Raw genomic sequence first — 24,247 nt, forward strand, 5'->3', positions numbered from 1 at the left:
TAAGCTTTGCGCAACTGACTCGCCTCACTCTTCCTTTGGGCTTGAAACCACATGGGGTCGGCGGCCCGAATTTTAAAGGGCAATCAAGATAAAAACGTGATTCTGATCACGAATTGCAGGCTGCCATTTCGCAAGGATCAAGTTTAGAACAAAAGTTCGCACTCCGGTGTTAATGTTTTGTTAGAATCTGTCTCGCGATGTGAGTTTAGATAAAGCGAGATGTGAGCAAATGGCTAATCAACCTTCTCCAGAAGAACTGAAAAAAAATTTAACCGAAATGCAGTTCTACGTGACGCAGAATCACGGGACAGAACCGCCATTTACCGGGCGTTTGCTGCATAACAAGCGAGACGGCATCTACCACTGTCTGATCTGCGATAAACCGCTATTTCGTTCCGAGACAAAATATGACTCTGGCTGCGGCTGGCCCAGCTTTTACGAGCCTGTCAGCGATGAGGCTATCCATTACATAAAAGATACGTCACACGGCATGCAGCGCATAGAAATCCGCTGCGGAAACTGTGATGCGCACCTGGGACACGTCTTCCCGGATGGGCCGAAACCTACCGGTGAACGGTACTGCGTTAACTCAGCGTCTTTGAACTTCACTGATAGTGAAAACGGTGAGCAAACCAAGGGTTGAAGAAACGATTCAGCAAATTATTCTACGGAGAGTGGATTTAACATGAATCTTGATGAGATGATCAACAGTATGACGCCGGAAGTTTATCAGCGCTTATCGACTGCCGTTGAGCTCGGAAAATGGCCGGATGGGGTAGCGCTAACAGCAGAACAAAAAGAGAATAGCTTACAGTTGGTGATGTTATGGCAGGCGCGTAACAATATTGACGCGCAGCATATGACGATTGATACCAACGGTGAGATGGTGATGAAGAGCAAGCAGCAGTTGAAGGTTGAGTTTGGTATTACGCCCGAACCGATTGCGACGTTTAAATCCTGATTACCCAGGCCCGGCAGACATCGATGTCGGGCCTGCAGTTGATGTTATTTCTTATTCATCATCGCTTTCAGATCGGCGAACGGGTTGTATTTCGCTTCGCCTACGGCCTTTTGCGCATCTTCTCCTGCAACCACCGTTGAACCATACTGGTCCGCTTCCGTATATTTGGAATGCTCGTGATCGTGGCAGTACAGGCACAACATTTCCCAGTTGCTACCATCTTCTGGGTTATTCGAGTGATCGTGATCGATATGGTGTACCGTCAACTCGCGCAAATTTGAATACACGAACTCACGGGAACAGCGTCCACAGACCCAGGGAAAGAGTTTAAGCGCCTTTTCCCGGTAACCGACTTCAAGACGGGCGTAATTTTTAGGGATAAAAGCCATAAAGCTCATGCCTCCAGTAGAAAATGAAGAGCTGCGCCAAAAGCTGGCGCAGCAGAATGTGCTAATCATAACCTATTGTGTCAGGCGTTGGGATCAGTGTTTGATGCCTAACGAATCGGCTAACTGCTTCGCCAACTGATTATTGTCATCTGCGCCGTACTCCCAGAACATGGCGCCTCCCAACCCTTTGCTTTTGATGTAGTCGGCTTTGATCGCCACCGAACGCGGATTTTCATAGGAGAGGGCAAAGAGTGTTTTTCCATCCGCAGACTGCACCGACAGCCACGGTACTTTCGCTTCATCATCCCAATGTTGGCTAAAGCGCTTTTGCGGATCGTTGATCAACTTCGCCACGATATCGTTGTACTTCACGTAGGTATCTTTGCTCAGGTCGACGCCCAGTGATTTGAACAACTCAATTTGAGCTGACTCGAAATAGGGCTGGGTAGCCGGGTTTTTCTGCGCGTCAGGTTTGCTCCAGTCAATACCTGGCTCAACGGCGCGTTTTGGTACGCGTCCATAAAAGCCAATGCCCAGATTCATTTGGCTCGGTTTCAGACCGGCTGCGAGATAGTTACTGACCACAAAATCGGCGCTGTATTTATCCGCCGCGGCGACCGTCGGCCATTGCGTCGAATCATACAGGTTCGAGTTAAAATACTGGGTGCCGTAAGCCATGTCATAGGTCATCAGGTTGATGTAGTCGAGCGATGGTGCAATGGCTTTTACATCTACCCAGCTTTTCGGACTTTCTGCATTTGCGCCCACGGCGATGGTCAGCAGTTTTTTATGCCCCAATGCGGCCCGCAGTTCTGTTAGCAGCGCGGTAAAGTTAGCGCGGTCAGCCGGTTGGCTTTCGACCAGTCCCCAGGCGCCGTTAACCGGATATTCCCAGTCGAGATCGATGCCATCCAGACCATATTTCGCAATTATCTCTTGCGCAGACTGAATAAACACTGCGCGCGTATCCTTCGTTGCCGCCGCACCAGAGAATCCACGCGCTCCCCAGCCGCCGACGGAAAGTAACACTTTCAGGTTTGGATTTTGTTTACGCAGCTGTGGGATTTTCAGCAAATCATCCTGCACTTTCTGTGAAAGCCAAATTTGATGCAGTTTGCTGGCGTCTTTTAAGGCGTCATTGGTCTCGTCTTTTTCGTTGTTGTAGACAAGGCCAAACGAATAGTTGAGATGGGTTATCTGGCGAACATCCAGTTTATTGATGTCGCCGCCAGGACCGGCAGTGACGTCGCCACCGCCATTAAAGTAGCCAACTGACATCAGTGTATTGGCGGAAACAACGCTGGCGCAGAGCAGGGGTAATGCTGCCAACAAAGGCAATAGTTTCATCGGTGTTCCTCTTTGACATTTAAACAAGTAAACACGCCACGGAAATGGCGTGGCGAAAAAAACAGCATCCGCAGGTTAACAGTTTCATAACAGGAAAAATGCGAAGGGGTTCACGCCATTTTAGCGAAGCGGCTGCCAGGTTCACTTGGTTTTCAATTCATCTTTGCACTTATTTGTGATCTTGGTTGTGAAATGCAGATAATAATCTGTGTTTTAAAGATTTGATGTTGACCTCAAAAATTATATGGATAAGTATGATTGTCACTGATGCAAAACTGAACACAAAGGAAAATTCAATGAAAGCACTGGCAAGATTTGGCAAGGCCTTTGGCGGCTATAAGATGATTGATGTACCGGAACCGGTTTGTGGCCCGGATGACATCGTGATTGAAATCAAAGCGGCGGCTATCTGCGGCGCGGACATGAAACACTACAATGTTGATAGCGGTTCTGATCAATTTAACTCCATCCGCGGCCATGAGTTCGCCGGTAAAATTGTCCGCGTTGGCGACAAAGTTAAGGACTGGAAAGTCGGTCAGCGGGTGGTTTCTGACAATAGTGGACATGTCTGCGGTGTTTGCCCGGCCTGCGAACAGGGCGATTTTCTGTGTTGTACAGAAAAAGTGAACTTAGGTCTCGATAATAACACATGGGGAGGAGGGTTCTCTAAATATTGCCTGGTGCCGGGGGAAATCCTCAAAATTCACCGCCATGCGCTGTGGGAAATTCCACAAGGCGTTGATTATGAAGAAGCGGCGGTGCTGGATCCTATCTGTAACGCCTACAAATCTATTGCTCAGCAATCCAAATTCCTTCCCGGCCAGGACGTCGTGGTTTTCGGCACCGGCCCATTAGGGCTCTTTTCCGTGCAAATGGCGCGCATCATGGGGGCCGTAAATATCGTAATGGTCGGGCTGGAAGAGGACGTTGCCGTACGCTTCCCGATCGCCAAAGAGCTGGGGGCGACAGCTGTCGTTAACGGTTCGACCGAAGATGTGGTTGCACGCTGCCAGGAAATCTGCGGTAAAGACAATCTGGGGCTAGTCATTGAATGCTCTGGTGCCAATATCGCTCTGAAACAATCGATCGAAATGCTGCGCCCGAATGGTGAAGTCGTTCGCGTCGGCATGGGCTTTAAACCTCTCGATTTCTCCATCAACGACATCACCGCGTGGAACAAAAGCATCATTGGTCATATGGCCTACGATTCTACATCCTGGCGCAACGCCATACGCCTGCTGGCCAGCGGAGCGATCAAGGTCAAACCGATGATCACTCACCGTATCGGCCTGTCGCAATGGCGCGAAGGATTTGACGCCATGGTCAATAAAACCGCGATTAAAGTCATCATGACTTACGACTTTGATGAATAACATGTTTATTAAAAGGACGTTATCGCATGGAACAAATAGCAAAACCGCACTGCGGCGCCAGACTGGACAGGCTACCTGACTGTCGCTGGCATACGTCAATGTTTGCGATGGTTGCCTTCGGATTACTGGTTTGCTGGAGTAATGCCGTCGGCGGATTAATTCTCGCGCAGTTAAAAGAACTTGGCTGGACTGATAATTCCACCACCGCCACGTTCTCTGCCATTACGACGGCTGGAATGTTTCTCGGCGCGCTCGGTGGGGGAATTATTGGCGATAAAATCGGGCGTAAAAACGCATTTATTCTATATGAAGCGATTCATATTATTTCTATGATCGTGGGTGCGTTTTCACCCAATATGACCTTTCTGATCGCCTGCCGTTTTGTAATGGGAGTTGGATTAGGCGCGCTGTTAGTGACCTTATTTGCCGGGTTTACCGAATATATGCCTGGTAGAAATCGTGGTACATGGTCGAGTCGGGTCTCGTTTATCGGCAACTGGTCTTATCCACTCTGTTCGCTGATTGCGATGGGGCTGACGCCACTTATCAGCGCGGAATGGAACTGGCGCGTACAGTTGTTGATTCCTGCGGTGCTGTCGCTCATAGCAACGGTTATTGCCTGGCGCAGTTTCCCTGAGTCGCCTCGCTGGCTGGAGTCTCGCGGGCGCTACCAGGAAGCCGAAAAGGTGATGCGGGCAATTGAGGAAGGTGTCATTCGACAGACCGGTAAGCCGCTGCCACCAGTCGTAATAGATGATGATGGCAAACAACCGTGTTCTGTTCCGTACTCCGCATTATTAACAGGGGTGTTACTGAAGCGGGTTATTTTGGGTTCCTTTGTTCTGATTGCCATGAACGTCGTCCAGTACACCTTAATTAATTGGCTACCGACAATATTTATGACGCAGGGCATTAATCTGAAAGACTCCATTGTCTTAAATACCATGAGTATGTTCGGCGCGCCGTTTGGGATTTTTATCGCCATGCTGGTAATGGATAAAATTCCGAGAAAGACCATGGGTGTGGGGTTATTAGTGTTAATTGCCGTGCTGGGATATATCTATTCACTGCAAACCAGCATGCTGCTGATTACGCTAATTGGTTTCTTCCTGATTACTTTTGTCTATATGTACGTTTGCTACGCCTCGGCAGTCTATGTTCCGGAAATATGGCCAACCGAAGCGAAACTCCGCGGTTCTGGTCTGGCGAATGCGGTAGGACGTATCAGTGGTATCGCTGCGCCTTATGCGGTCGCGGTATTGCTTAACGGTTATGGAGTGACGGGTGTATTTGTACTGCTGGGTGCGGTCTCCATTATTGTCGCTGTCGCCATTGCTACCATCGGAATTGAAACCAAAGGCGTCTCTGTCGAAAGTCTCGGTATTGATGCAGTTACCAGCAAATAATATTGATGGGAAATAAAATGAAAAATTCAAAAGCGATATTAAAAACGCCGGGCACGATGAAAATTATTGCCGCCGATATCCCGGTGCCAAAAGAGCACGAAGTGCTGATTAAAGTGGAATACGTTGGAATTTGTGGATCAGATGTTCATGGTTTTGAATCAGGTCCTTTTATTCCGCCGAAAGATCCCAATCAGGAAATTGGTCTGGGGCATGAATGCGCCGGTACGGTGGTGGCAGTAGGGAACCGTGTGACTAAATTTAAACCCGGCGACCAGGTGAATATCGAACCGGGCGTGCCATGCGGTCACTGCCGCTACTGTCTGGAAGGGAAATACAACATCTGCCCTGATGTTGACTTTATGGCCACGCAACCTAATTATCGCGGCGCGCTAACCCACTATCTGTGCCATCCGGAGAGCTTCACTTACAAGTTGCCCGATAATATGGACACCATGGAAGGCGCGCTGGTAGAGCCCGCGGCGGTAGGGATGCATGCCGCAATGCTGGCGGACGTTAAACCGGGCAAGAAAATCGTCATTCTGGGGGCGGGCTGTATTGGTTTAATGACCCTGCAAGCCTGTAAATGTTTGGGTGCTACCGACATTGCGGTGGTTGATGTCCTGGAAAAGCGTCTGACCATGGCCGAGCAACTTGGTGCGACGACCGTGATCAACGGGGCGAAAGAGGACACCGTTGTCCGCTGCCAGCAGTTCTCCGGAGATATGGGGGCCGATATTGTTTTTGAAACCGCAGGTTCAGCGATCACTGTTAAGCAGGCTCCATATCTGGTAATGCGCGGCGGGAAAATCATGATCGTGGGTACTGTACCTGGTGATTCAGCGATTAATTTCCTCAAAATTAACCGTGAAGTGTCTATTCAGACCGTTTTCCGTTATGCCAACCGCTACCCGGTCACGATTGAAGCCATCTCCTCAGGGCGTTTTGATGTGAAGTCGATGGTGACGCATATTTACGATTATGAAGATGTTCAGCGCGCGTTTGATGAATCCGTTAATAACAAATGTGAAATTATCAAAGGCGTTATTAAAGTAAATTATTAATCTATTGAAAAGGGAGAAATAACCATGCTGGCAGATATTAAATATTGGGAAAATGATGCTCAAAATAAACATTATGCGATTGCCCACTTTAACGTGTGGAATGCGGAAATGCTAATGGGAGTGATTGATGCGGCGGAAGAATCTAAATCGCCGGTAATTATCTCCTTCGGTACCGGCTTTGTGGGTAATACCTCGTTTGAAGATTTTTCGCATATGATGGTTTCTATGGCGAAAAAAGCCTCGGTGCCGGTTATTACCCACTGGGATCACGGACGCAGCATGGAGATAATCCATAACGCATGGGCCCACGGCATGAATTCACTGATGCGTGATGCTTCCGCTTTTGATTTCGAGGAGAATATTCGCCTGACCAAAGAGGCGGTCGATTTCTTCCACCCGCTGGGTATTCCGGTCGAAGCAGAGCTGGGCCATGTGGGTAATGAAACGGTCTACGAAGAGGCGCTGGCGGGTTATCACTACACTGACCCAAGCCAGGCGGCTGAGTTTGTCGAGCGTACCGGCTGTGACTCGCTGGCGGTAGCGATTGGTAACCAGCACGGCGTCTACACCTCCGAACCGAAACTGAACTTTGACGTGGTTAAACGAGTGCGTCAGGCGGTATCCGTTCCGCTGGTGCTGCACGGCGCGTCCGGCATTAGCGACGCGGATATCAAAAAAGCCATTTCATTAGGCATTTCGAAAATCAATATTCACACCGAACTGTGCCAGGCCGCAATGGTGGCGGTGCAGGAGAACCAGGACCAGCCGTTCCTGCACGTTGAACGTGAAGTACGTAAAGCCGTAAAAGCGCGCGCGCTGGAGAAAATCAAATTGTTTGGTTCAGACGGTAAAGCGGAATGACAATATGGATAATATCGAGGTTATTTGTATAGGGGCGGCAATTGTTGATATTCCCTTGCAACCAGTGAGTAAAAATATCTTTGATGTTGACTCTTATCCATTAGAACGAATAGCTATGACCACGGGAGGTGACGCTATTAATGAGGCGACGATTATTTCTCGCCTCGGCCATCGCACGGCGTTAATAGGCCGGATAGGTGACGATGCTGCGGGGCATTTTATTGTCGACCACTGCCGTCGGGAGAATATTGATATTAAAAGCCTGAAGCAGGATGCTGATATTGATACTTCCATTAACGTGGGTTTAGTCACCGCTGATGGTGAACGCACCTTTGTGACTAACCGTAACGGCAGCTTATGGAAACTGAATATAAACGATGTTGATTTTGACCGTTTCTCTCAAGCAAAGCTGCTGTCGCTGGCGAGTATTTTTAATAGCCCGTTGTTGGATGGTGATGCACTGACGGCAATTTTCACTCAGGCGAAAGCGCATAAGCTCATTATCTGCGCGGATATGATTAAACCGCGACTGAATGAAACGCTGGACGATATCCGTGAAGCGCTGAGCTACGTGGATTATCTGTTTCCCAATTTTGAAGAGGCAAAACTGCTCACTGGGAAAGAGACGCTGGATGAGATTGCCGACAGTTTTCTGAACTGTGGCGTGAAAACCGTCGTGATTAAGACCGGCAAGAGAGGCTGTTTTATCAAGCGTGTTGACATGAAAATGGAGGTCCCGGCGGTGTCAGGAATTACCGCCATCGACACCATCGGCGCGGGGGATAACTTTGCTTCAGGATTTATCTCCGCGCTGCTAGAAGGCAAACCGCTTCGCGACTGCGCGCTGTTTGCTAATGCAACGGCGGCAATATCGGTACTGAGCGTGGGTGCCACGACGGGTGTGAAGAACAGAAAGCTGGTTGAACAACTTCTTGACGAATACGAAGGGTAATAGCGGCAGATGAAAATGATTCCTTTAGGAAGTACGGATATTACGCTTTCCCGCATGGGATTAGGCACATGGGCTATTGGCGGTGGTCCGGCATGGAATGGCGATCTCGATCTGCAGATTTGTATCGATACCATTGTTGAGGCGCATCGCTGCGGTATCAATCTGATTGATACCGCGCCAGGCTACAACTTTGGCAACAGTGAAGTGATTGTCGGTCAGGCGCTGAAAAAGCTGCCGCGCAGCGAGGTAGTGGTTGAAACCAAATGCGGCATCGTCTGGGAGCGAACAGGTAGCCTGTTTAACAAAGTGGGCGATCGCCAGCTGTATAAAAACCTCACGCCTGAGTCTATTCGCGAAGAGGTTGATGCCAGCCTGCAAAGATTGGGTATCGACAGTATTGATATCTATATGACCCACTGGCAGTCGGTCGAACCCTGTTTTACGCCGATTGCGGAAACCGTAGACACGCTGAACGCACTGAAAAAAGAGGGGAAAATCCGTTCGATTGGTGCGGCGAACGTCAATGCCGGGCATATCAGGGAGTATCTCAAACACGGTGAGCTGGATATTATCCAGGCTAAGTACAGCATTCTTGACCGGGCGCTGGAAGCTGAACTGCTGCCGCTATGCCAGCAGAATGGCATCATCGTGCAGGTCTATTCACCGCTTGAGCAGGGGTTGTTGACCGGTACTATCGCCCGAGATTATGTTCCTGGCGGCGCGCGGGCTAACAAGGTCTGGTTTCAGCGGGAAAATATGTTGCGGGTGATTGATATGCTTGGGCAGTGGCAGCCGCTTTGTGAAAAATACCGCTGCACAATTCCCGCACTAGCTCTGGCGTGGATTTTAAAGCAAAGCGATTTGATCACCTTACTGAGTGGCGCAACCGCACCTGAACAGGTTCGCGAGAATGTCAAGGCGTTAACCATTCCCCTGACAGATGATGATTCATTATTGATGAGGCGAATGGCGGAAGCGTTGGATATAAATTAATTCAGATAGGATTGACCTCTGTTTCTGTGTAAAAGAGTATTAAAATCTGTGATTCAGACATGTTCTTTTGAAAATAAATATAGCCTGTGAGATACTAGGGTCTTATTATTACTTTGCAGGAAACAGAGGTATCATCGTGGCGGCAAAAGACAGGATTCAGGCCATTAAGCAAATGGTGGCTAACGATAAGAAAGTGGTGGTATCTAATTTAAGTTCAATCTTTCAGGTGACTGAGGAAACGATTCGCCGCGATCTTGAAAAACTGGAAGATGAAGGTTTTTTGACCCGAACATATGGTGGTGCAGTGCTCAATACCACCGCGTTGTCCGACAATATTCATTTTTATAAGCGTGCAAAATCTTTCTTCGAAGAAAAGCAGATCATTGCACGTAATGCATTACCGTTTATTAAAAATAAGACCACAATGGCTGCCGACTCCAGCAGTACCGCGATGGAATTATTAAAGCTGTTGAAGGAAAGAAACGATCTGACGTTGCTTACCAATTCGGCTGAAGCATTTCATGAGCTGGCGCAGTCAGAAATTAACGTGGTTTCTACTGGCGGTGAGCTGAATAAGAATACGCTGTCGCTGCAGGGAAGAATCACCAAGGAGATTATCAGCCGCTATCATGTTGATATCATGGTGATGAGCTGCAAAGGTTTGGATATGCAGAGTGGGGCGCTTGATTCTAATGAAGCGGAAGCGGAAATCAAAAAAACCATGATCCGCCAGGCGACTGAGGTGGCCTTGTTAGTTGATCACTCAAAGTTTGATCGTAAAGCTTTCGTTCAGCTAGTGGACTTTAGCCATATTAATTACCTAATAACCAATAAGGCACCGGGTGCAGAGTGGATTGCATTTTGCAAAGAGAATAATATTCAACTCGTTTATTAACTATAGCGAGGGTTGTGTCGATATTATTCTAGTTTGCACCTGGGAAATGCCATAAGAATCTAATGATGATGGATGGCGCGGCAAAATTGCTTCTGCCGCGATCGCCATACTTTCTATTTAGCTGAATTTGAGGCATCCAGATGGAACAATGTGACCCTATCGGCGCAAGATTAGATCGCTTACCTTTATCTCGATTTCATTTTCGTATTTTCGGCATTATTAGTTTTAGTTTGTTAACAACCGGTTTTCTCAGCTATTCCGGGAATGTGGTATTAGCAAAATTAGTCAACACTGGCTGGTCAAACAATTATCTAAATGCCGCGTTTACCTCAGCGCTGATGTTCGGCTACTTTATCGGTTCACTAGCCGGCGGCTTTATTGGTGATTATCTCGGTCGACGCAAAGCGTTCCGTATCAATTTGTTAATCGTCGGGGCCTCAGCCTGCGCTGCAACGTTTGTGCCCAACATGTACTGGCTTATCTTCTTCCGCTGTCTGATGGGGATTGGAATGGGGGCGCTAATTATGGTGGGCTATGCCTCATTTACAGAATTCATTCCACCCGCGGTACGTGGGAAATGGTCTGCCCGTCTGTCATTTGTCGGCAACTGGGCACCAATGCTATCTGCGGCAATTGGCGTCGTGATCATTGCACTTTTAAGCTGGCGGGTGATGTTTCTGCTCGGTGGCATGGCAATGCTGTTGGCCTGGTATCTGTCAGGAAAATACTATATTGAATCCCCACGTTGGCTGGCTGGTAAAGGGAAGAGAAGCGAAGCTGAAAAACATCTTATGCAGGTTGAATCGCAAATTGAGCTAGAAAAAAACATCACTTTACCATCCTGCCGGAACGAATGCCCGTCGGCGGATTTAAGCACGGCAAGTGGTTCATTTTGGCTATTGTTTAAGGGGCCAATGTTGCGCTGTACACTGGTGGCGATCACGGTGCTTATCGCAATGAATATTTCGCTCTACACCATTACGGTATGGATCCCGACTATATTTGTTAATTCGGGAATCGATGTAACGAAATCCATATTTATGACCGCGATAATTATGATTGGCGCGCCAGTTGGGATATTTATTGCCGCGTTAATTATCGATCGCTTTCCACGGCGATTGTTTGGCTCATTCTTGTTGATTATTATCGCATTGCTCGGGTATTTCTATTCACTTCAAACTGAAGAGTGGGCCATTCTGAGCTACGGGCTGGTGATGATTTTTTTTCTGTATATGTATGTCTGCTTTGCCTCTGCAGTTTATGTCCCAGAACTATGGCCCACGCACCTAAGATTGAGAGGATCAGGTTTTGTTAATGCGGTGGGAAGGATTGTCGCTGTGTTTACGCCCTATGGCGTCGCTATTATGTTGACCCGCTATGGATCCATTACGGTCTTTATCGTGTTAGGAGTAATGTTGGTTCTATGCGCGCTGATTCTTTTTTGTTTTGGCATCGAAACACGCAAAGTATCGCTGGAAGAGATTTCAGCGCTGGCCTGAGATAACGCGCCGACAGGAGTGACCCTGTCGGCATCGCTTACGGTTGGGTTTCCAGCCAGTCGTCCAACGTATACAGCGTTGCACCCGCCGCCGCCATTTCTATAAAGGCGTTTGCACTGTCCTGGGGTTGAATATTAACCCCACGGCAGCCGTCGGTAATAACGCTGACGGTGTAGCCAAGATCGAGCGCATCCAGTACGGTGAATTTAACGCAATAGTCGGTTGCCAGACCCATGATGATGAGCTCGGCAATGCGGCGTTCGAGTAGCCATGCATTCAGCGCGGTAGCCTGACGACGACCGTTATCAAAAAACGCACTATAGCTGTCGACCAGCGGGTTCTCACCTTTAGTGAACGTTTGAGTTATCGCACGCTGGTTCAGCAGCGGATGCAGGGCTGCACCTGCGCTGTTTTGTACGCAATGATCGGGCCAGAATGTCTGCGCCAGTCCATCGAGTTGTCCCTGGCAGTAGGGCTCGACCTGATGCTGGCTGGCAAAACTGCCGTGATTAGCCGGGTGCCAGTCCAGACTGGCAACGACCATGTCGCCGCGTAAGGCACACCAGTCAATCAGACGGTTGGCAATATCGATTGTGCTGTCACCTTGTGGGACCGCGAGGGCACCACCGGCACAAAAGTCATTTTGTAAATCGACCAACAGTAAGGCTCGGGCCATGGGCATAGACTCCTTTAATCGTCAGGCGTGAGCTCACCACGCAGATTTTGCGTCATCGCTTCACGGATCGTCTGCGTATCCAGTCCCTGACTCAGCAAATAGTGCAGTTTGGTGAGTGTGGCTTCGACGGTCATATCCGCGCCGCCAATCACGCCAGCATGCGCTAGCGCATTGCCTGTCGCGTAGCCCCCCATGTTCACCTTGCCGGACATACACTGCGTAAGGTTCACCACCACAATGCCACGCGAACTCGCATCTTCAAGTTCTTTCAGGAACTCTTTATTCTGCGGCGCATTCCCCACGCCGTAGGAGCGCAAAATTAATGCTTTTACAGGTTGGCGCAGGAAGTTGCGTACTACATCAGCGGAGATCCCAGGATAAATGGTGACCACGCCAATCGGTTGCGGAGTGATAGGATGCACAATCAACTCACCTGTACCGTGAGGTGCGGGCGGAGTTCCCAGCCGACGAATGTGGATCCCGGCTTCCAGCAGTGGTGCAAGGTTGGGTGAGGCAAACGCGTCAAAACCATCAGCATGCGCTTTAGTGGTCCGGTTGCCGCGAAACAATCGATTGTTGAAAAACAGGGTAACTTCATTGATCGGGTAATTTGCTGCAACGTACAACGCATTCAGCAAATTGATTTGTCCGTCAGAACGTAGTTCTGCTAATGGGATTTGTGACCCTGTCACAATGACCGGCTTGCCCAGATTCTCCAGCATAAAAGAGAGCGCCGAAGCCGTAAACGCCATGGTGTCAGTGCCGTGCAGAATGACAAAACCATCGTAATCGTCGTAGTGCGCTTTAATGTCTTCCGCAATATGCTGCCAGTCTTCCGGCGTCATATCGGAGGAATCCATCAGCGGGGCGTATTCGTGGATGGTGAAGTCTGGCATCTCCGGACGGTGGAATTCAGGCATCAATGCCAGCTGGCGCTGCAGATGACCGGAAACGGGAATATAACCCTGTTCTGAGCGCTGCATACCAATGGTACCGCCGGTATAGGCAACGTAAATTGATTTTTTCTGCATGACTTTTCTTCTGTCTCAAAGAAAACCCCTCTTCATCCCGAAGAGGGGTCAATAGTTAGCGAACGTTGGCGCAGGTCAGGCAAAACGCATAGCGGTTTTGCGGATCGTTGAATGCGGCCAGCTTATCGCTTTCGGCTTTTACTGCACTGGCCGCAGAGGCCAGCGGTGGTGGGAGCATAGCCTGAATGGCGTCAGGTAGCATGGCACGAACGGAGCCTGACATGCTGTCCATCACCATATCAACGAATGTCGGTTCGTCCTGATAATACGCAATGTGCCATTGTTTCAGTTTGGCCAGCTCAGCCGCTTTCGCCACGGCGTCATCAAAATCACCCAGACTGTCTACCAGACCGTTGGCTTTTGCATCCTGTCCGGTCCAGACGTGGCCCTGCGCGATTTTGTCAATCTGCTCAGGTGTTGTTTTACGCGCATCTGCGACCAGCGTGATAAAGCGCTTATAGCCGTTCTCGATGCTAAGTTGCATCATTTGCTGCACTTCTGGTGGTAACGCTTTGGTGATGGAGATATCCGCCAGTGGGGATGTCGCCACGCCGTCGGTGTGTACGCCAATGGAATCCAGACTGTTTTCCACGGTGTTGATCACGCCAAAGATGCCGATTGAACCGGTCAGCGTGCTGGGGTTCGCCACAATGTAGCTTGCTGGGGTGGAGATCCAGTACCCACCGGAGGCTGCCATGCCGCCCATGGACACCACAACCGGTTTACCCGCCGCTTTTGCCGCAGCCAGCTCAGCACGAATGACTTCGGAGGCACTGACGCTGCCGCCAGGGCTGTTCACGCGCAGAACAATTGCTTTCACTTTCGGATCAAGACGGGCTTCGCGGATCTGCGCGGCAGTCGTGTCACCGCCCACATTCCCAGGAGTTTCTTCACCGTCCATAATCGCGCCATTGGCGAAGATAACACCAATGCTGTCTCCAGTATCCGCTGGCGTTTTCAGTGAGTAATCGTAATAGCTGACAGCGCGATAATTTTTATCCGCTTTGCTCCAGCCAAACTGTTTGGTCAGCATTTTTTCGACTTCAGCGCTGGAGGCCAGTGCATCCACCAGTTTGTTGTCGAGCGCATATTTCGCGGTATCACCCCCGACTTTTGTCAAACCGTCCAGCATGGCCTGTGCGCCAGGGAACACCTGCTGAGCAGGGATCTGGCGATTGGCAGCAACCGTGTCGAGATAGTTCTGCCACAGCTCGCCGATCCAGCGGCTGTCAGCTTCACGCGCGGCAGGAGACATATCATCACGGATAAACGGTTCTACGGCAGACTTATAAGTCCCGACACGGAACACGTGTGTGGAAACTTTCAGCTTGTCGAGCAGGGATTTGTAGTACAAACCGTTGGTGGCAAAGCCGTGCAGATCAACGGAACCCTGTGGAGAAAGATAAATTTTATTGGCGAAACTGGCGAGGTAGTACTGCCCCTGGCTGAAGTTATCGCCTACGGCAAAGACCGGTTTGCCGCTGTCGCGGAATTCCCGCAGCGCTTTACCGATATACTGCATGGAAGGCTGGTCGGCCCCGGCAAAATTTTTCAGATCCATCACAATGCCGGTGATGTTGCGATCATCTTTTGCCTGGCGAATAGTATTCACGATATCGAACAGGGAGTTTTCCTGCAGGCGATCGGAACTGGCACCAAACAGCTGACGACCAATAACGCTTAAGCGACTGGTGCTCGACGGCTTATCGACAATCACCCCCGAGATATCCAGCAGCAGTGCGCCTCGCTCAGCGTGTTCACTGGTATTGCTGCTGCTGACCTGCATCCAGATACCCACGCCCACCAGCACCAAGAAGATGAAGAACAGGTTAAGCACAAATTCACGGACGAAATTAAGTAATCGCCATGTCCATTTAAAAAATCCGGCAATAAATCGCCACAGGGTTCGCATGTATTCTCCCTACCGATTAACAACACGCCATCCCGAAATCCCGGAGAAAGGCGATAAGATGAGGCTATCGTAATGACCAGACAGGCACTTGTCAGCAGGAATCACCGCCTGTGCTGTAACAAAATCCGCTCACGTGTTAATTTTGTGAACAAATCTCATTGTTGGAGTTAAGCAAATGGATGCACTCGAATTACTTATCACCCGTCGTAGCGCTTCTCGTCTTGTCGAGCCGGCCCCGGCCGGAGAGCAACTGCAAAACATTCTGCGGGCGGGAATGCGCGCACCGGACCATAAAACGCTGCAACCGTGGCAATTCTATGTCATTGAGGGTGAAGGGCGTGAACGCTTTAGCACCGTACTTGAGAAAGGCGCGATTGCCGCAGGTAGCGATGAGAAAGCTCAGGAAAAAGCGCGCAGCGCACCGTTTCGCGCACCGCTGATTATTACCGTGGTGGCGAAATGTGAAGAAAACGACAAGGTTCCTCTGTGGGAACAAGAAATGTCTGCCGGTTGTGCGGTGATGGCTATGCAGATGGCCGCAATTGCCCAGGGCTTTGGCGGTATCTGGCGCAGTGGTGCATTAACCGAAAGTGCGGTCGTACGTGAAGCATTCGACTGTCGCCCGCAAGATAAAATCGTCGGTTTCCTCTATCTGGGCACACCGCAGCTAAAAGCATCCACGACGATCAACCTTGCCGATCCGAGCGCATTCGTCCGTTATTTCTGATATCAACGGCAAAACTGTCTGGATTCTGAGCAAAGACACTCGAATTCAGACAGTCACTCTTACCACATCATGGAATGAGCGCTACCATATCCGGATTGCAATGACAGGAGATGTCCATGAGCGAGCAAGCTATTCGTTTAACGCAATACAGCCACGGAGCCGGTTGCGGTTGTAAAATTTCCCCAAAAGTGCTGGAAACCATCCTGCACAGCGAGCAGGCGAAGTTTGTTGATCCGAACTTACTGGTGGGTAATGAAACTCGCGACGACGCGGCCGTATACGATTTGGGAAACGGCACCAGCGTTATCAGCACCACCGATTTCTTTATGCCGATTGTCGATAATCCGTTTGATTTTGGCCGCATCGCCGCGACTAACGCCATCAGCGATATATTCGCTATGGGCGGCAAACCGATTATGGCAATTGCTATTCTGGGCTGGCCGCTGGATAAGCTGGCGCCGGAAATCGCCCGCGAAGTCACCGAAGGCGGACGTTTTGCCTGCCGTCAGGCGGGTATTGCGCTGGCGGGCGGCCACTCTATCGATGCCCCAGAGCCTATCTTTGGCCTTGCGGTAACCGGCGTTGTGCCGACCGAACGCGTGAAGAAAAACAGCACCGCAGAGGCAGGGTGTAAGTTATTCCTGACCAAGCCTCTGGGGATTGGCGTTCTGACGACAGCAGAGAAAAAATCACTACTGAAGGAAGAACACAAAGGACTGGCGACAGAAGTGATGTGTCGGATGAACATTGCCGGTGCGGCATTCGCCGATATCGACGGCGTGAAAGCCATGACCGACGTTACCGGTTTTGGTCTGCTGGGGCATCTGAGTGAAATGTGTCAGGGCGCAGGCGTTCAGGCGCAAATTATCTACCAGGATATTCCTAAGCTGCCTGGCGTTGAAGAATACATCGCGCAGGGTGCAGTACCCGGCGGTACCCAACGTAACTTTGCCAGCTACGGACACCTGATGGGTGAAATGCCGCAATCGGTACGCGATCTGTTGTGCGATCCGCAAACTTCCGGTGGCCTACTGCTGGCGGTAACGCCGGAAGCTGAAGCCGAAGTGAAAGCGGCAGCGGCGCAGTTCGGTATCGATCTCACCGCCATTGGTGAGTTAGTGGAAGCTCGTGGCGGTCGCGCCATGGTTGAGATTCGTTAACTCGATGCGGTTGTTTATTGCCGAAAAACCAAGTCTGGCGCGTGCTATCGCCGATGTGTTGCCAAAGCCGCATCGCAAAGGCGATGGTTTTATCGAATGCGGAAATGGACAAGTGGTGACCTGGTGTATTGGTCACCTGCTTGAACAGGCGCAGCCGGATGCCTACGACAGTCGTTATGCTCGCTGGAGCCTGGTCGATCTGCCGATTGTCCCGGAAAAGTGGCAACTGCAACCGCGCCCCTCGGTGACCAAACAGCTCAACGTCATTAAGCGCTTTTTGCATGAGGCCAGCGAAGTTATTCACGCCGGTGACCCCGATCGTGAAGGGCAACTGCTGGTGGATGAAGTGCTGGATTACCTGCAACTGGCGCCTGAAAAGCGCCAGAAGGTGCAGCGTTGCCTGATTAACGACCTCAACCCGCAGGCCGTTGAGCGGGCTATTGAGCGGCTGCGCGCCAACAGTGAGTTTATTCCGCTGTGCGTGTCGGCACTGGCGCGAGCGCGTGCGGACTGGTTGTACGGTATCAATATGACGCGCGCTTACACCATTCTCGGACGTAACGCAGGCTATCAGGGCGTACTTTCGGTCGGGCGCGTACAAACGCCGGTGCTCGGGCTGGTTGTGCGTCGTGATGAAGAGATTGAGAACTTCGTCGCCAAAGACTTCTTCGAAGTGAAAGCGCATATCGTAACGCCCGCCGATGAGCGGTTTACCGCTATCTGGCAGCCGAGCGAAGCGTGTGAGCCGTATCAGGATGAAGAAGGGCGCTTGCTGAATCGCACGCTGGCTGAACACGTGGTGAACCGAATTAACGGTCAACCGGCGATAGTCACCAGCTATAACGATAAACGGGAATCAGAATCCGCGCCGTTACCGTTCTCGCTGTCGGCGTTGCAGATTGAAGCGGCGAAGCGCTTCGGTTTAAGTGCGCAAAACGTTCTGGATATCTGCCAGAAGTTGTATGAAACCCATAAGTTGATTACCTATCCGCGTTCGGATAGCCGTTATCTGCCGGAAGAGCACTTTGCCGGACGTCATGCGGTACTGAACGCGATTAGCGTCCATGCCCCGGATCTGCTCCCGCAACCGGCGGTCAATCCCGATACGCGCAACCGCTGTTGGGACGATAAAAAAGTGGATGCGCACCATGCCATCATTCCTACCGCGCGCAGTTCATCCATTAACCTGAACGACAACGAAGCGAAAATCTACAACCTGATTGCCCGTCAGTATCTGATGCAATTTTGCGCGGATGCGGTATTCAGAAAGTGCGTGATTGAGCTGGACATCGCCAAAGGCAAGTTTGTCGCCAAAGCGCGCTTTCTGGCGGAAGCCGGATGGCGCACGCTGCTTGGCAACAAAGAGCGCGACGAAGACAACGACGGAACGCCGTTGCCGGTGGTGGCAAAAGATGACGAACTGCTGTGCGAAAAAGGCGAAGTGGTTGAACGTCAGACTCAACCACCACGTCACTTTACCGATGCCACGCTGCTGTCAGCGATGACCGGGATTGCGCGATTCGTGCAGGATAAAGATCTGAAAAAGATCCTGCGTGCAACGGATGGTTTAGGTACAGAAGCGACGCGCGCCGGAATTATCGAACTGCTGTTTAAGCGCGGATTCCTGGTGAAAAAAGGGCGGTATATCCATTCGACCGACGCGGGAAAAGCGCTGTTCCACTCGTTGCCAGAAATGGCGACGCGTCCGGACATGACCGCGCACTGGGAATCTATACTGACCCAAATCAGCGAAAAGCAATGCCGCTATCAGGATTTCATGCAGCCGCTGGTGGGGACGCTGTATCAGCTTATCGATCAGGCGCGCAGCACACCGGTACGACGCTTTCGCGGAATTGCTGCACCTGGCGGTAGTGGTGGCGATAAGAAAAAGAGTGCGCCGCGTAAACGTCCGGCGAAAAAAAGCCCGCCATCTGAAGAGGCGGGCCTGTAAGTTTGTAGGCCGGATGCGGCACCCGTGCCTTATCCGGCCTACAGGCTTGCAGAGACAATATTAAATCACACCCTGACCCAACATCGCGTCGGCAACCTTTACGAAGCCTGCGATGTTGGCGCCACGTACGTAGTTGGTCTGCTTGCTTTCGCCGCCGTATTCAACGCAGGCATGGTGAATATCCAGCATGATGTGGTGCAGGCGCGCATCCACTTTCTCCGCTTTCCAGCCCAGACGAGCGGCGTTTTGCGCCATTTCCAGACCGGATGTCGCTACACCACCGGCGTTAGCGGCTTTACCCGGTGCGAACAGTACACCTGCCTCGAGGAACAGATCGGTGGCCTCGATAGTGGTCGGCATGTTTGCCCCTTCGGCGACAGCTTTCACGCCGTTGGCGATCAATACGCGTGCTGCATCGACATCCAGCTCATTCTGCGTGGCACACGGCAGGGCGATATCGACCGGAACCGACCACGGCTGTTTGCCTTCCAGATAGGTCAGGCCAAATTCACGGGCATAATCTGCTACACGACCGTCGCGGCTGTCTTTGATTGCGCACAGGCGCGCCAGTTTTTCTTTGGTAAATCCACTTTCGTCAACTACGGTACCGCTGGAATCGGAGGCGGTAACCACCCGCGCGCCAAACTCCATGGCTTTCTCAATGGCGAATTGCGCCACGTTACCGGAGCCAGAAACCGCCACGCGCATGCCTTCAAAGCCCAGACCATGGCGTTTGAGCATCGCTTCGGTGAAATACACCAGACCGTAGCCGGTGGCTTCCGGGCGGATCAGGCTACCGCCGAAAGAGAGACCTTTACCGGTAAAGACGCAGGCGCTGTTATTGGAGAGTTTTTTCATCATCCCGGCCATAAAGCCGACTTCACGGCCGCCCACACCGATATCGCCCGCCGGAACGTCGGTATCGGGACCTAAATGGCGGAACAGTTCGGTCATCAGCGCCTGGCAGAAACGCATGATTTCGCCTTCGCTTTTCCCTTTTGGATCGAAATCGCTCCCGCCTTTACCCCCGCCCATTGGTAGCGTGGTGAGGGCATTCTTAAACGTCTGCTCGAAGCCAAGGAATTTCAGGATCGACAGGTTCACGGAAGGATGGAAACGCATACCGCCTTTGTATGGGCCAATGGCAGAGCTAAACTGCACGCGCCATGCGCGGTTGACCTGCACCTGATTGCGGTCGTCCAGCCAGACTACGCGGAACTGGATCACGCGCTCCGGTTCAACCAGACGTTCCAGCAATGACATCTGGCGATAACGCGGGTTTTGCTCAAGGAAAGGCCACAGCGTGGTCATTACCTCACGAACGGCTTGCGCGAACTCGGTTTGATTCGGGTCGCGCTTTTGCACATGGTTAAGGAATGACTCCAGAGAACATGTCTGATCCATAGATATAAGAACCTCTTATGTATTGATATGGTTATATTTTTGATTTTTGATTTTTGTGTTAAGTGTTGTGCAGTTTTTGACTATACCATCAGCACTGTGACGCGACGCAAGAAAAAATTAACCCCGCTAAGTAAATTAATATTGCGTCGTGGGTCATAACCAAAAACGATGATCGAAGAGGCTAAAGTTTCTGCCGATTTATACCGTTATACTGAGCATAATTGTCAGTTAAAAAGGAAAGAATATGCGCCGTTTAATCGTGGCAGGCGTGTTGGCCCTGGTGTCCAGCGCGACGCTGGCAAATCAGCCTTATCGCCCGGATGTGCAGGTTAACGTACCGCCGGAAGTGTTCAGTTCCAGCGGTCAGAGGGCGCAGCCCTGTAACCAGTGCTGTATTTATCAGGATCAAAACTATTCGGAAGGGGCAGTGATTAAAGCTGACGGCGTCTTGCTTCAGTGCCAACGCGATGAGAAAACGATCAGCACAAATCCGCTTGTCTGGCGTCGCGTAAAAGAATAAACGCTTCCAGTAGTGGGATATCGGCAGGCGCCAGCGGATAACGCAGCGCCTCTTCGGGTGAACACCAGACGATATCCTGATGTTCACACGCCTTCAGTTCCCCCTGATATGACGGTACATGCCAGGCATGTAAGTGAATCAGTCGGCCCGAAACCTCGCGTTGATGGCTGGCAATGTAGCGCCCCACGACTGCCTCAATGCCCAACTCTTCACGCAGTTCACGGAACAGCGCCTCGGGCTGACTTTCGCCCGATTCAACCTTACCGCCGGCAAACTCCCACATGCCTGACTGATCCGCATGTAGCGGACGCTGAGCCAGTAAAATTTTGCCATCACCTTCAATGATAGCGGCGACCACGTCGAGGGTTTTCATTATATTCATCAAGATCTAACAGCAGAAAATGACATACTATCGTTATCTTTGTTTTATCTAAAGTATTCAGGAGCCACCGTTGAACGAACCTCAGTCGTGGGTAAAGCCGTTAACGCGTATCCCTTCCAGTCTAAAACCGCTCGTTGCTACGCAGAAAAAACATTATGGCGATGTGCTGCATCCCACGCGCTGGTGGGGGCGGATGCCGTTTCTGTTCTGGCTGGTGGCGCTGTTTGTCGGGTTTCTGGAGCGTAAAAAGGCGCGCTTAACGCCGGTGATGCGCGCGCTGTTGATGACCCGCGTTTCTCAGGTGTGCCACTGCGCTTTCTGCGTTGATGCCAACAGTTTACGGCTGGCTGAACGCTGTGGCGCGCTGGATAAAGTCTTACAGGTTGCCAACTGGCAAGAATCGGCGCTATTTAGCGCAGAAGAGCAAGTAGCTCTGGCCTATGCCGATGCGGTGACCGCAACGCCTCCACAGGTTGATGATGCGCTGAAAGCGCAGATGAAGCAGCATTTTACCGATGATGCCATTACGGAAATGACCGCGCTGATTGCGTTTCAAAATCTCTCTGCGCGTTTTAATGCTGCTCTCGATATTCCTTCCCAGGGGCTGTGCGACAGCTTTAAAGGACGCCCGCATGCTTGATCGTCATATTCATCCGCGATTAAAACCGCTTTTGCATCGCTGCGTAAGCATTATTGATAAACCGGCGATTACCCCGGACGGGCTTACGCTGGTCGGTTTTGCCATTGGCGTGTTGGCCTTGCCATTTCTGGCGTTAGGCTGGTATCCGGCAGCGCTGGCGGCCATTGTGCTCAATCGGCTTTTTGATGGGCTGGATGGGGCTCTGGCGCGGCGCAGAGGGCTAACCGACGCAGGCGGATTTCTTGATATCTCGCTCGATTTTCTGTTTTATGCCTTAGTGCCATTCGGTTTTATGCTCGCCGATCCGGCGGCTAACTCGCTGGCTGGCGGCTGGCTGCTGTTCGCCTTTATGGGAACCGGCAGCAGCTTTCTGGCCTTTGCCGCGCTGGCGGCGAAACATCAAATTGATAACCCGGGCTACGCGCATAAATCGTTTTATTATCTGGGGGGACTGACCGAAGGTACTGAGACGATTTTGCTATTTGTGTTGGGGTGTCTGTTCCCGGAATATTTTGCCGTGATGGCGTGGGTCTTTGGCGCGCTGTGCTGGATGACGACGTTTACCCGGATCTGGAGCGGATACCTGACATTGAAAGCGGTCCAGCGTCAGGAGTAAGATATTGCGTTGCCGGATGCGCTTCGCTTATCCGGCCTACAACGATGGTATATCCAGGCAGAGTAAAGTGTTCTCGCCGCATCCGGCAATAATGACAATCTTACTTACTGGCGTCCGGGCCCCGTTCACCGCTGGCAACCGGATTTTTTGGATTGCTGCTCCACTCATACCAGCCGCCGTCGTAGACGGAGACGTTTTTCCAGCCCATCGCGCGGGCATACATAAACGTTTCTGAAGCGCGCCAGCCGGTACCGCAATAGAAAGAGACCTGTTGATTCGGCAGGATATTCCATTGCTGCCACATGGCGGCGATGTCATCCGCGCTGCGCATGGTGCCATCCGGGTTATGAAAATCTTCCATATGCGTGGAGTCGCTGCCTGCGTGGCCCCAACGTGCACCTGCAATCTCACCTTTTGGCTTAATGTAGCTATAGCCGCTGGTGGTACCGACAAATTCTGGCCATGAACGAATGCTCACCAAAGACGCATCCTGGCGATGCAGCAGACCGCGAGCCTGTTCCATATCGAGCATCAGCTGCGGCTGGGCAGGGATTTTCACGCCGAAATCAGGTTCTGGTTTCACCGTTGGCGGAGTTCCGCGTTCGACCGGTAAACCTGAGTCGGACCAGGTTTGCCAACCGCCGTCGAGCAGACGAACATCTTTCACGCCTGCGTACAGCATAATTTGCGCCACGCGAGCAGCGGCATAGACATCGCGACCGTATAAAATCACCGTGGTGTCGTGGCGGATACCGTGTTTCGCCAGCATCGCTTTGAGCTGCGCGTCGGAAACTTTATTCCACAGCGGTTCGCTTTCAACTTCGTTGGTATCAATGTAGCCCGCACCAGGGATGTGGCTGAGCAGATACAACTTCGGCGCGCCCCAGGCGGCCTCAATCACTTTCCAGTCACCCGCCGGTTTAGCGGTTACGTTTTTACCCTGCTGCAGGTCGTGCAGCCACTGCGGGTACACCAGCTGTTCGAAGTGCGGCAGACGTTGCAGGCGGGCTGGGTCCGTAAGCGCATCGCTGAGGGTGGAGATATGGTTAAAGCCAACTTTTTGCAGGCGGGCTTTGACAGCCTGTATGTCGTTATCGCTACCATACAGCGCTACTGGCGCATCAGTTTTCAACTGATGTGACTGAATCCAGGCGCTGAGTTGTTCATCATTCATCTTGTCGAGCCAGGCGGCAGACAGGTTCAGTGCGGAAGGTTCGTGTCCTGAAGGACCATTAAGCGACTGCGGCCAGCCGTTGTAAAAAGCGCTCTGACGGGTATCGATCGCCGCGCCTTGCTTTTGCTGTAACTGGTCGAGGGTGAGCGTCTGTGCTGTTTCAGCTGCCCAGGAAGAAGCGCAAGCGAGCCCTAAAGCCAGTGCTAGCGCGGTCATTTGAGAAACACGTTTCATCGAATAGCCCGACGTTGAAAAAAGAGGACGACATTCTGTGCCGCCGGTTAAGTAAAAACCTTGCGTTAACGCAGCATATCGCC

Annotated in this window: 24 protein-coding genes; 16 read left to right on the plus strand and 8 right to left on the minus strand. The window is 51.3% G+C overall.

From position 1 onward, the window contains the following. The first annotated feature begins 229 nt into the window (after positions 1-229). Positions 230-643 (plus strand): peptide-methionine (R)-S-oxide reductase MsrB, encoded by a 414-nt coding sequence (gene msrB, locus E6P06_RS13355; RefSeq protein WP_003030695.1) that lies wholly within the window; start codon positions 230-232, stop codon positions 641-643. A gap of 42 nt (positions 644-685) precedes the next feature. After that, a complete protein-coding gene (locus tag E6P06_RS13360; protein ID WP_003030693.1) occupies positions 686-961 on the plus strand; it encodes a YeaC family protein in 276 nt (91 codons plus the stop codon). A 44-nt stretch (positions 962-1,005) separates the two neighbouring features. Here the strand turns inward: E6P06_RS13360 and yajD are convergent, their stop codons facing one another. Both yajD and E6P06_RS13370 read right to left on the minus strand, forming a co-directional pair. After that, complete coding sequence (gene yajD, locus E6P06_RS13365) at positions 1,006-1,350, minus strand: HNH nuclease YajD (protein ID WP_003832478.1); 345 nt, start codon at positions 1,348-1,350, stop codon at positions 1,006-1,008. 93 nt (positions 1,351-1,443) lie between these two features. Next, complete coding sequence (locus E6P06_RS13370; protein ID WP_139935317.1) at positions 1,444-2,697, minus strand: glycoside hydrolase family 18 protein; 1,254 nt, start codon at positions 2,695-2,697, stop codon at positions 1,444-1,446. Positions 2,698-2,993: 296 nt separating this feature from the next. Between E6P06_RS13370 and E6P06_RS13375 the strand changes: the two genes are divergently transcribed. The 8 genes from E6P06_RS13375 to E6P06_RS13410 all read left to right on the plus strand — a co-directional run bounded on the left by E6P06_RS13375 (position 2,994) and on the right by E6P06_RS13410 (position 11,737). Beyond that, complete coding sequence (locus E6P06_RS13375) at positions 2,994-4,070, plus strand: zinc-binding dehydrogenase (RefSeq protein ID WP_003030686.1); 1,077 nt, start codon at positions 2,994-2,996, stop codon at positions 4,068-4,070. A gap of 26 nt (positions 4,071-4,096) precedes the next feature. Beyond that, on the plus strand, positions 4,097-5,476 hold the full coding sequence (locus E6P06_RS13380) for an MFS transporter (RefSeq protein WP_003840874.1): 1,380 nt from the start codon (positions 4,097-4,099) through the stop codon (positions 5,474-5,476). Between the two features lie 17 nt (positions 5,477-5,493). Next, complete coding sequence (locus E6P06_RS13385; RefSeq protein ID WP_003840875.1) at positions 5,494-6,537, plus strand: NAD(P)-dependent alcohol dehydrogenase; 1,044 nt, start codon at positions 5,494-5,496, stop codon at positions 6,535-6,537. A gap of 24 nt (positions 6,538-6,561) precedes the next feature. Next, complete coding sequence (locus tag E6P06_RS13390; RefSeq protein WP_003840876.1) at positions 6,562-7,398, plus strand: ketose-bisphosphate aldolase; 837 nt, start codon at positions 6,562-6,564, stop codon at positions 7,396-7,398. 4 nt (positions 7,399-7,402) lie between these two features. Further along, on the plus strand, positions 7,403-8,350 hold the full coding sequence (locus tag E6P06_RS13395; RefSeq protein ID WP_003840877.1) for a carbohydrate kinase family protein: 948 nt from the start codon (positions 7,403-7,405) through the stop codon (positions 8,348-8,350). 9 nt (positions 8,351-8,359) lie between these two features. Then, the gene (locus E6P06_RS13400; protein WP_139935318.1) at positions 8,360-9,343 is read left to right on the plus strand and encodes an aldo/keto reductase; all 984 of its coding nucleotides are present in this window, start codon (positions 8,360-8,362) and stop codon (positions 9,341-9,343) included. 136 nt (positions 9,344-9,479) lie between these two features. Beyond that, positions 9,480-10,238 (plus strand): DeoR/GlpR family DNA-binding transcription regulator, encoded by a 759-nt coding sequence (locus E6P06_RS13405; protein WP_003030679.1) that lies wholly within the window; start codon positions 9,480-9,482, stop codon positions 10,236-10,238. Between the two features lie 140 nt (positions 10,239-10,378). Further along, the gene (locus tag E6P06_RS13410) at positions 10,379-11,737 is read left to right on the plus strand and encodes an MFS transporter (protein WP_086504253.1); all 1,359 of its coding nucleotides are present in this window, start codon (positions 10,379-10,381) and stop codon (positions 11,735-11,737) included. Positions 11,738-11,774: 37 nt separating this feature from the next. On the opposite strand, the gene pncA is transcribed toward E6P06_RS13410, so the two are convergent. The 3 genes from pncA to sppA are packed head-to-tail and all read right to left on the minus strand — an operon-like array spanning position 11,775 to position 15,356. Beyond that, positions 11,775-12,413 carry a bifunctional nicotinamidase/pyrazinamidase gene (gene pncA, locus E6P06_RS13415; RefSeq protein ID WP_371419203.1) on the minus strand — a complete coding sequence of 213 codons (639 nt, stop codon included), beginning with the start codon at positions 12,411-12,413 and terminating at the stop codon, positions 11,775-11,777. A 14-nt stretch (positions 12,414-12,427) separates the two neighbouring features. After that, entirely contained in the window at positions 12,428-13,444 is a 1,017-nt protein-coding gene (gene ansA, locus E6P06_RS13420) for an asparaginase (protein WP_003030673.1), read from the minus strand. A gap of 55 nt (positions 13,445-13,499) precedes the next feature. Further along, the gene (gene sppA / locus E6P06_RS13425) at positions 13,500-15,356 is read right to left on the minus strand and encodes a signal peptide peptidase SppA (protein ID WP_054528300.1); all 1,857 of its coding nucleotides are present in this window, start codon (positions 15,354-15,356) and stop codon (positions 13,500-13,502) included. Between the two features lie 175 nt (positions 15,357-15,531). On the opposite strand from sppA, the gene E6P06_RS13430 reads away from it, so the two are divergent. From E6P06_RS13430 to E6P06_RS13440, 3 genes are all read left to right on the plus strand, one after another. Continuing rightward, entirely contained in the window at positions 15,532-16,083 is a 552-nt protein-coding gene (locus E6P06_RS13430) for an NAD(P)H nitroreductase (RefSeq protein WP_139935320.1), read from the plus strand. 116 nt (positions 16,084-16,199) lie between these two features. Next, positions 16,200-17,243 carry a selenide, water dikinase SelD gene (gene selD / locus E6P06_RS13435; protein ID WP_003840882.1) on the plus strand — a complete coding sequence of 348 codons (1,044 nt, stop codon included), beginning with the start codon at positions 16,200-16,202 and terminating at the stop codon, positions 17,241-17,243. 4 nt (positions 17,244-17,247) lie between these two features. Beyond that, positions 17,248-19,194: a DNA topoisomerase III gene (locus E6P06_RS13440; RefSeq protein WP_003030667.1), complete on the plus strand. Its 1,947-nt coding sequence runs from the start codon at positions 17,248-17,250 to the stop codon at positions 19,192-19,194. A 60-nt stretch (positions 19,195-19,254) separates the two neighbouring features. On the opposite strand, the gene gdhA is transcribed toward E6P06_RS13440, so the two are convergent. After that, positions 19,255-20,598, minus strand: a complete 1,344-nt coding sequence (gdhA, locus tag E6P06_RS13445) for an NADP-specific glutamate dehydrogenase (protein WP_003832501.1) — start codon at positions 20,596-20,598, stop codon at positions 19,255-19,257. A gap of 244 nt (positions 20,599-20,842) precedes the next feature. Here gdhA and E6P06_RS13450 point away from each other — a divergent pair, with 244 nt between their 5' ends. Next, on the plus strand, positions 20,843-21,118 hold the full coding sequence (locus tag E6P06_RS13450) for a YnjH family protein (protein ID WP_139935321.1): 276 nt from the start codon (positions 20,843-20,845) through the stop codon (positions 21,116-21,118). Here the strand turns inward: E6P06_RS13450 and E6P06_RS13455 are convergent. Further along, a complete protein-coding gene (locus E6P06_RS13455; RefSeq protein ID WP_168199045.1) occupies positions 21,078-21,491 on the minus strand; it encodes a pyrimidine (deoxy)nucleoside triphosphate diphosphatase in 414 nt (137 codons plus the stop codon). The genes E6P06_RS13450 and E6P06_RS13455 overlap by 41 nt on opposite strands. 79 nt (positions 21,492-21,570) lie before the next feature. On the opposite strand from E6P06_RS13455, the gene E6P06_RS13460 reads away from it, so the two are divergent. Together E6P06_RS13460 and E6P06_RS13465 are read left to right on the plus strand one after the other, a co-directional pair. Then, on the plus strand, positions 21,571-22,140 hold the full coding sequence (locus E6P06_RS13460) for a carboxymuconolactone decarboxylase family protein (protein WP_003030660.1): 570 nt from the start codon (positions 21,571-21,573) through the stop codon (positions 22,138-22,140). Next, positions 22,133-22,756, plus strand: a complete 624-nt coding sequence (locus E6P06_RS13465; RefSeq protein WP_049003648.1) for a CDP-alcohol phosphatidyltransferase family protein — start codon at positions 22,133-22,135, stop codon at positions 22,754-22,756. The genes E6P06_RS13460 and E6P06_RS13465 overlap by 8 nt, the downstream gene beginning before the upstream one ends. Positions 22,757-22,856: 100 nt before the next feature. On the opposite strand, the gene E6P06_RS13470 is transcribed toward E6P06_RS13465, so the two are convergent. Continuing rightward, a complete protein-coding gene (locus E6P06_RS13470; RefSeq protein WP_048216537.1) occupies positions 22,857-24,164 on the minus strand; it encodes a sulfurtransferase in 1,308 nt (435 codons plus the stop codon). Between the last annotated feature and the right edge of the window lie 83 nt (positions 24,165-24,247).

Origin of the sequence: Citrobacter sp. CF971 (assembly GCF_006385635.1) — a bacterium.
GTDB lineage: Bacteria > Pseudomonadota > Gammaproteobacteria > Enterobacterales > Enterobacteriaceae > Citrobacter > Citrobacter freundii.

Bases quoted from the DNA above. Each gene is read 5' to 3' on its own strand.
- E6P06_RS13430 (WP_139935320.1), top strand. From the start codon at position 15,532: ATGGATGCACTCGAATTACTTATCACCCGTCGTAGCGCTTCTCGTCTT.
- gdhA (WP_003832501.1), bottom strand. From the start codon at position 20,598: ATGGATCAGACATGTTCTCTGGAGTCATTCCTTAACCATGTGCAAAAG.
- msrB (WP_003030695.1), top strand. From the start codon at position 230: ATGGCTAATCAACCTTCTCCAGAAGAACTGAAAAAAAATTTAACCGAA.
- E6P06_RS13395 (WP_003840877.1), top strand. From the start codon at position 7,403: ATGGATAATATCGAGGTTATTTGTATAGGGGCGGCAATTGTTGATATT.
- yajD (WP_003832478.1), bottom strand. From the start codon at position 1,350: ATGGCTTTTATCCCTAAAAATTACGCCCGTCTTGAAGTCGGTTACCGG.
- pncA (WP_371419203.1), bottom strand. From the start codon at position 12,413: ATGGCCCGAGCCTTACTGTTGGTCGATTTACAAAATGACTTTTGTGCC.
- E6P06_RS13470 (WP_048216537.1), bottom strand. From the start codon at position 24,164: ATGAAACGTGTTTCTCAAATGACCGCGCTAGCACTGGCTTTAGGGCTC.
- E6P06_RS13390 (WP_003840876.1), top strand. From the start codon at position 6,562: ATGCTGGCAGATATTAAATATTGGGAAAATGATGCTCAAAATAAACAT.
- sppA (WP_054528300.1), bottom strand. From the start codon at position 15,356: ATGCGAACCCTGTGGCGATTTATTGCCGGATTTTTTAAATGGACATGG.
- E6P06_RS13450 (WP_139935321.1), top strand. From the start codon at position 20,843: ATGCGCCGTTTAATCGTGGCAGGCGTGTTGGCCCTGGTGTCCAGCGCG.
- E6P06_RS13370 (WP_139935317.1), bottom strand. From the start codon at position 2,697: ATGAAACTATTGCCTTTGTTGGCAGCATTACCCCTGCTCTGCGCCAGC.
- E6P06_RS13375 (WP_003030686.1), top strand. From the start codon at position 2,994: ATGAAAGCACTGGCAAGATTTGGCAAGGCCTTTGGCGGCTATAAGATG.
- E6P06_RS13440 (WP_003030667.1), top strand. From the start codon at position 17,248: ATGCGGTTGTTTATTGCCGAAAAACCAAGTCTGGCGCGTGCTATCGCC.
- selD (WP_003840882.1), top strand. From the start codon at position 16,200: ATGAGCGAGCAAGCTATTCGTTTAACGCAATACAGCCACGGAGCCGGT.
- ansA (WP_003030673.1), bottom strand. From the start codon at position 13,444: ATGCAGAAAAAATCAATTTACGTTGCCTATACCGGCGGTACCATTGGT.
- E6P06_RS13360 (WP_003030693.1), top strand. From the start codon at position 686: ATGAATCTTGATGAGATGATCAACAGTATGACGCCGGAAGTTTATCAG.
- E6P06_RS13465 (WP_049003648.1), top strand. From the start codon at position 22,133: ATGCTTGATCGTCATATTCATCCGCGATTAAAACCGCTTTTGCATCGC.
- E6P06_RS13380 (WP_003840874.1), top strand. From the start codon at position 4,097: ATGGAACAAATAGCAAAACCGCACTGCGGCGCCAGACTGGACAGGCTA.
- E6P06_RS13400 (WP_139935318.1), top strand. From the start codon at position 8,360: ATGAAAATGATTCCTTTAGGAAGTACGGATATTACGCTTTCCCGCATG.
- E6P06_RS13455 (WP_168199045.1), bottom strand. From the start codon at position 21,491: ATGAAAACCCTCGACGTGGTCGCCGCTATCATTGAAGGTGATGGCAAA.
- E6P06_RS13385 (WP_003840875.1), top strand. From the start codon at position 5,494: ATGAAAAATTCAAAAGCGATATTAAAAACGCCGGGCACGATGAAAATT.
- E6P06_RS13410 (WP_086504253.1), top strand. From the start codon at position 10,379: ATGGAACAATGTGACCCTATCGGCGCAAGATTAGATCGCTTACCTTTA.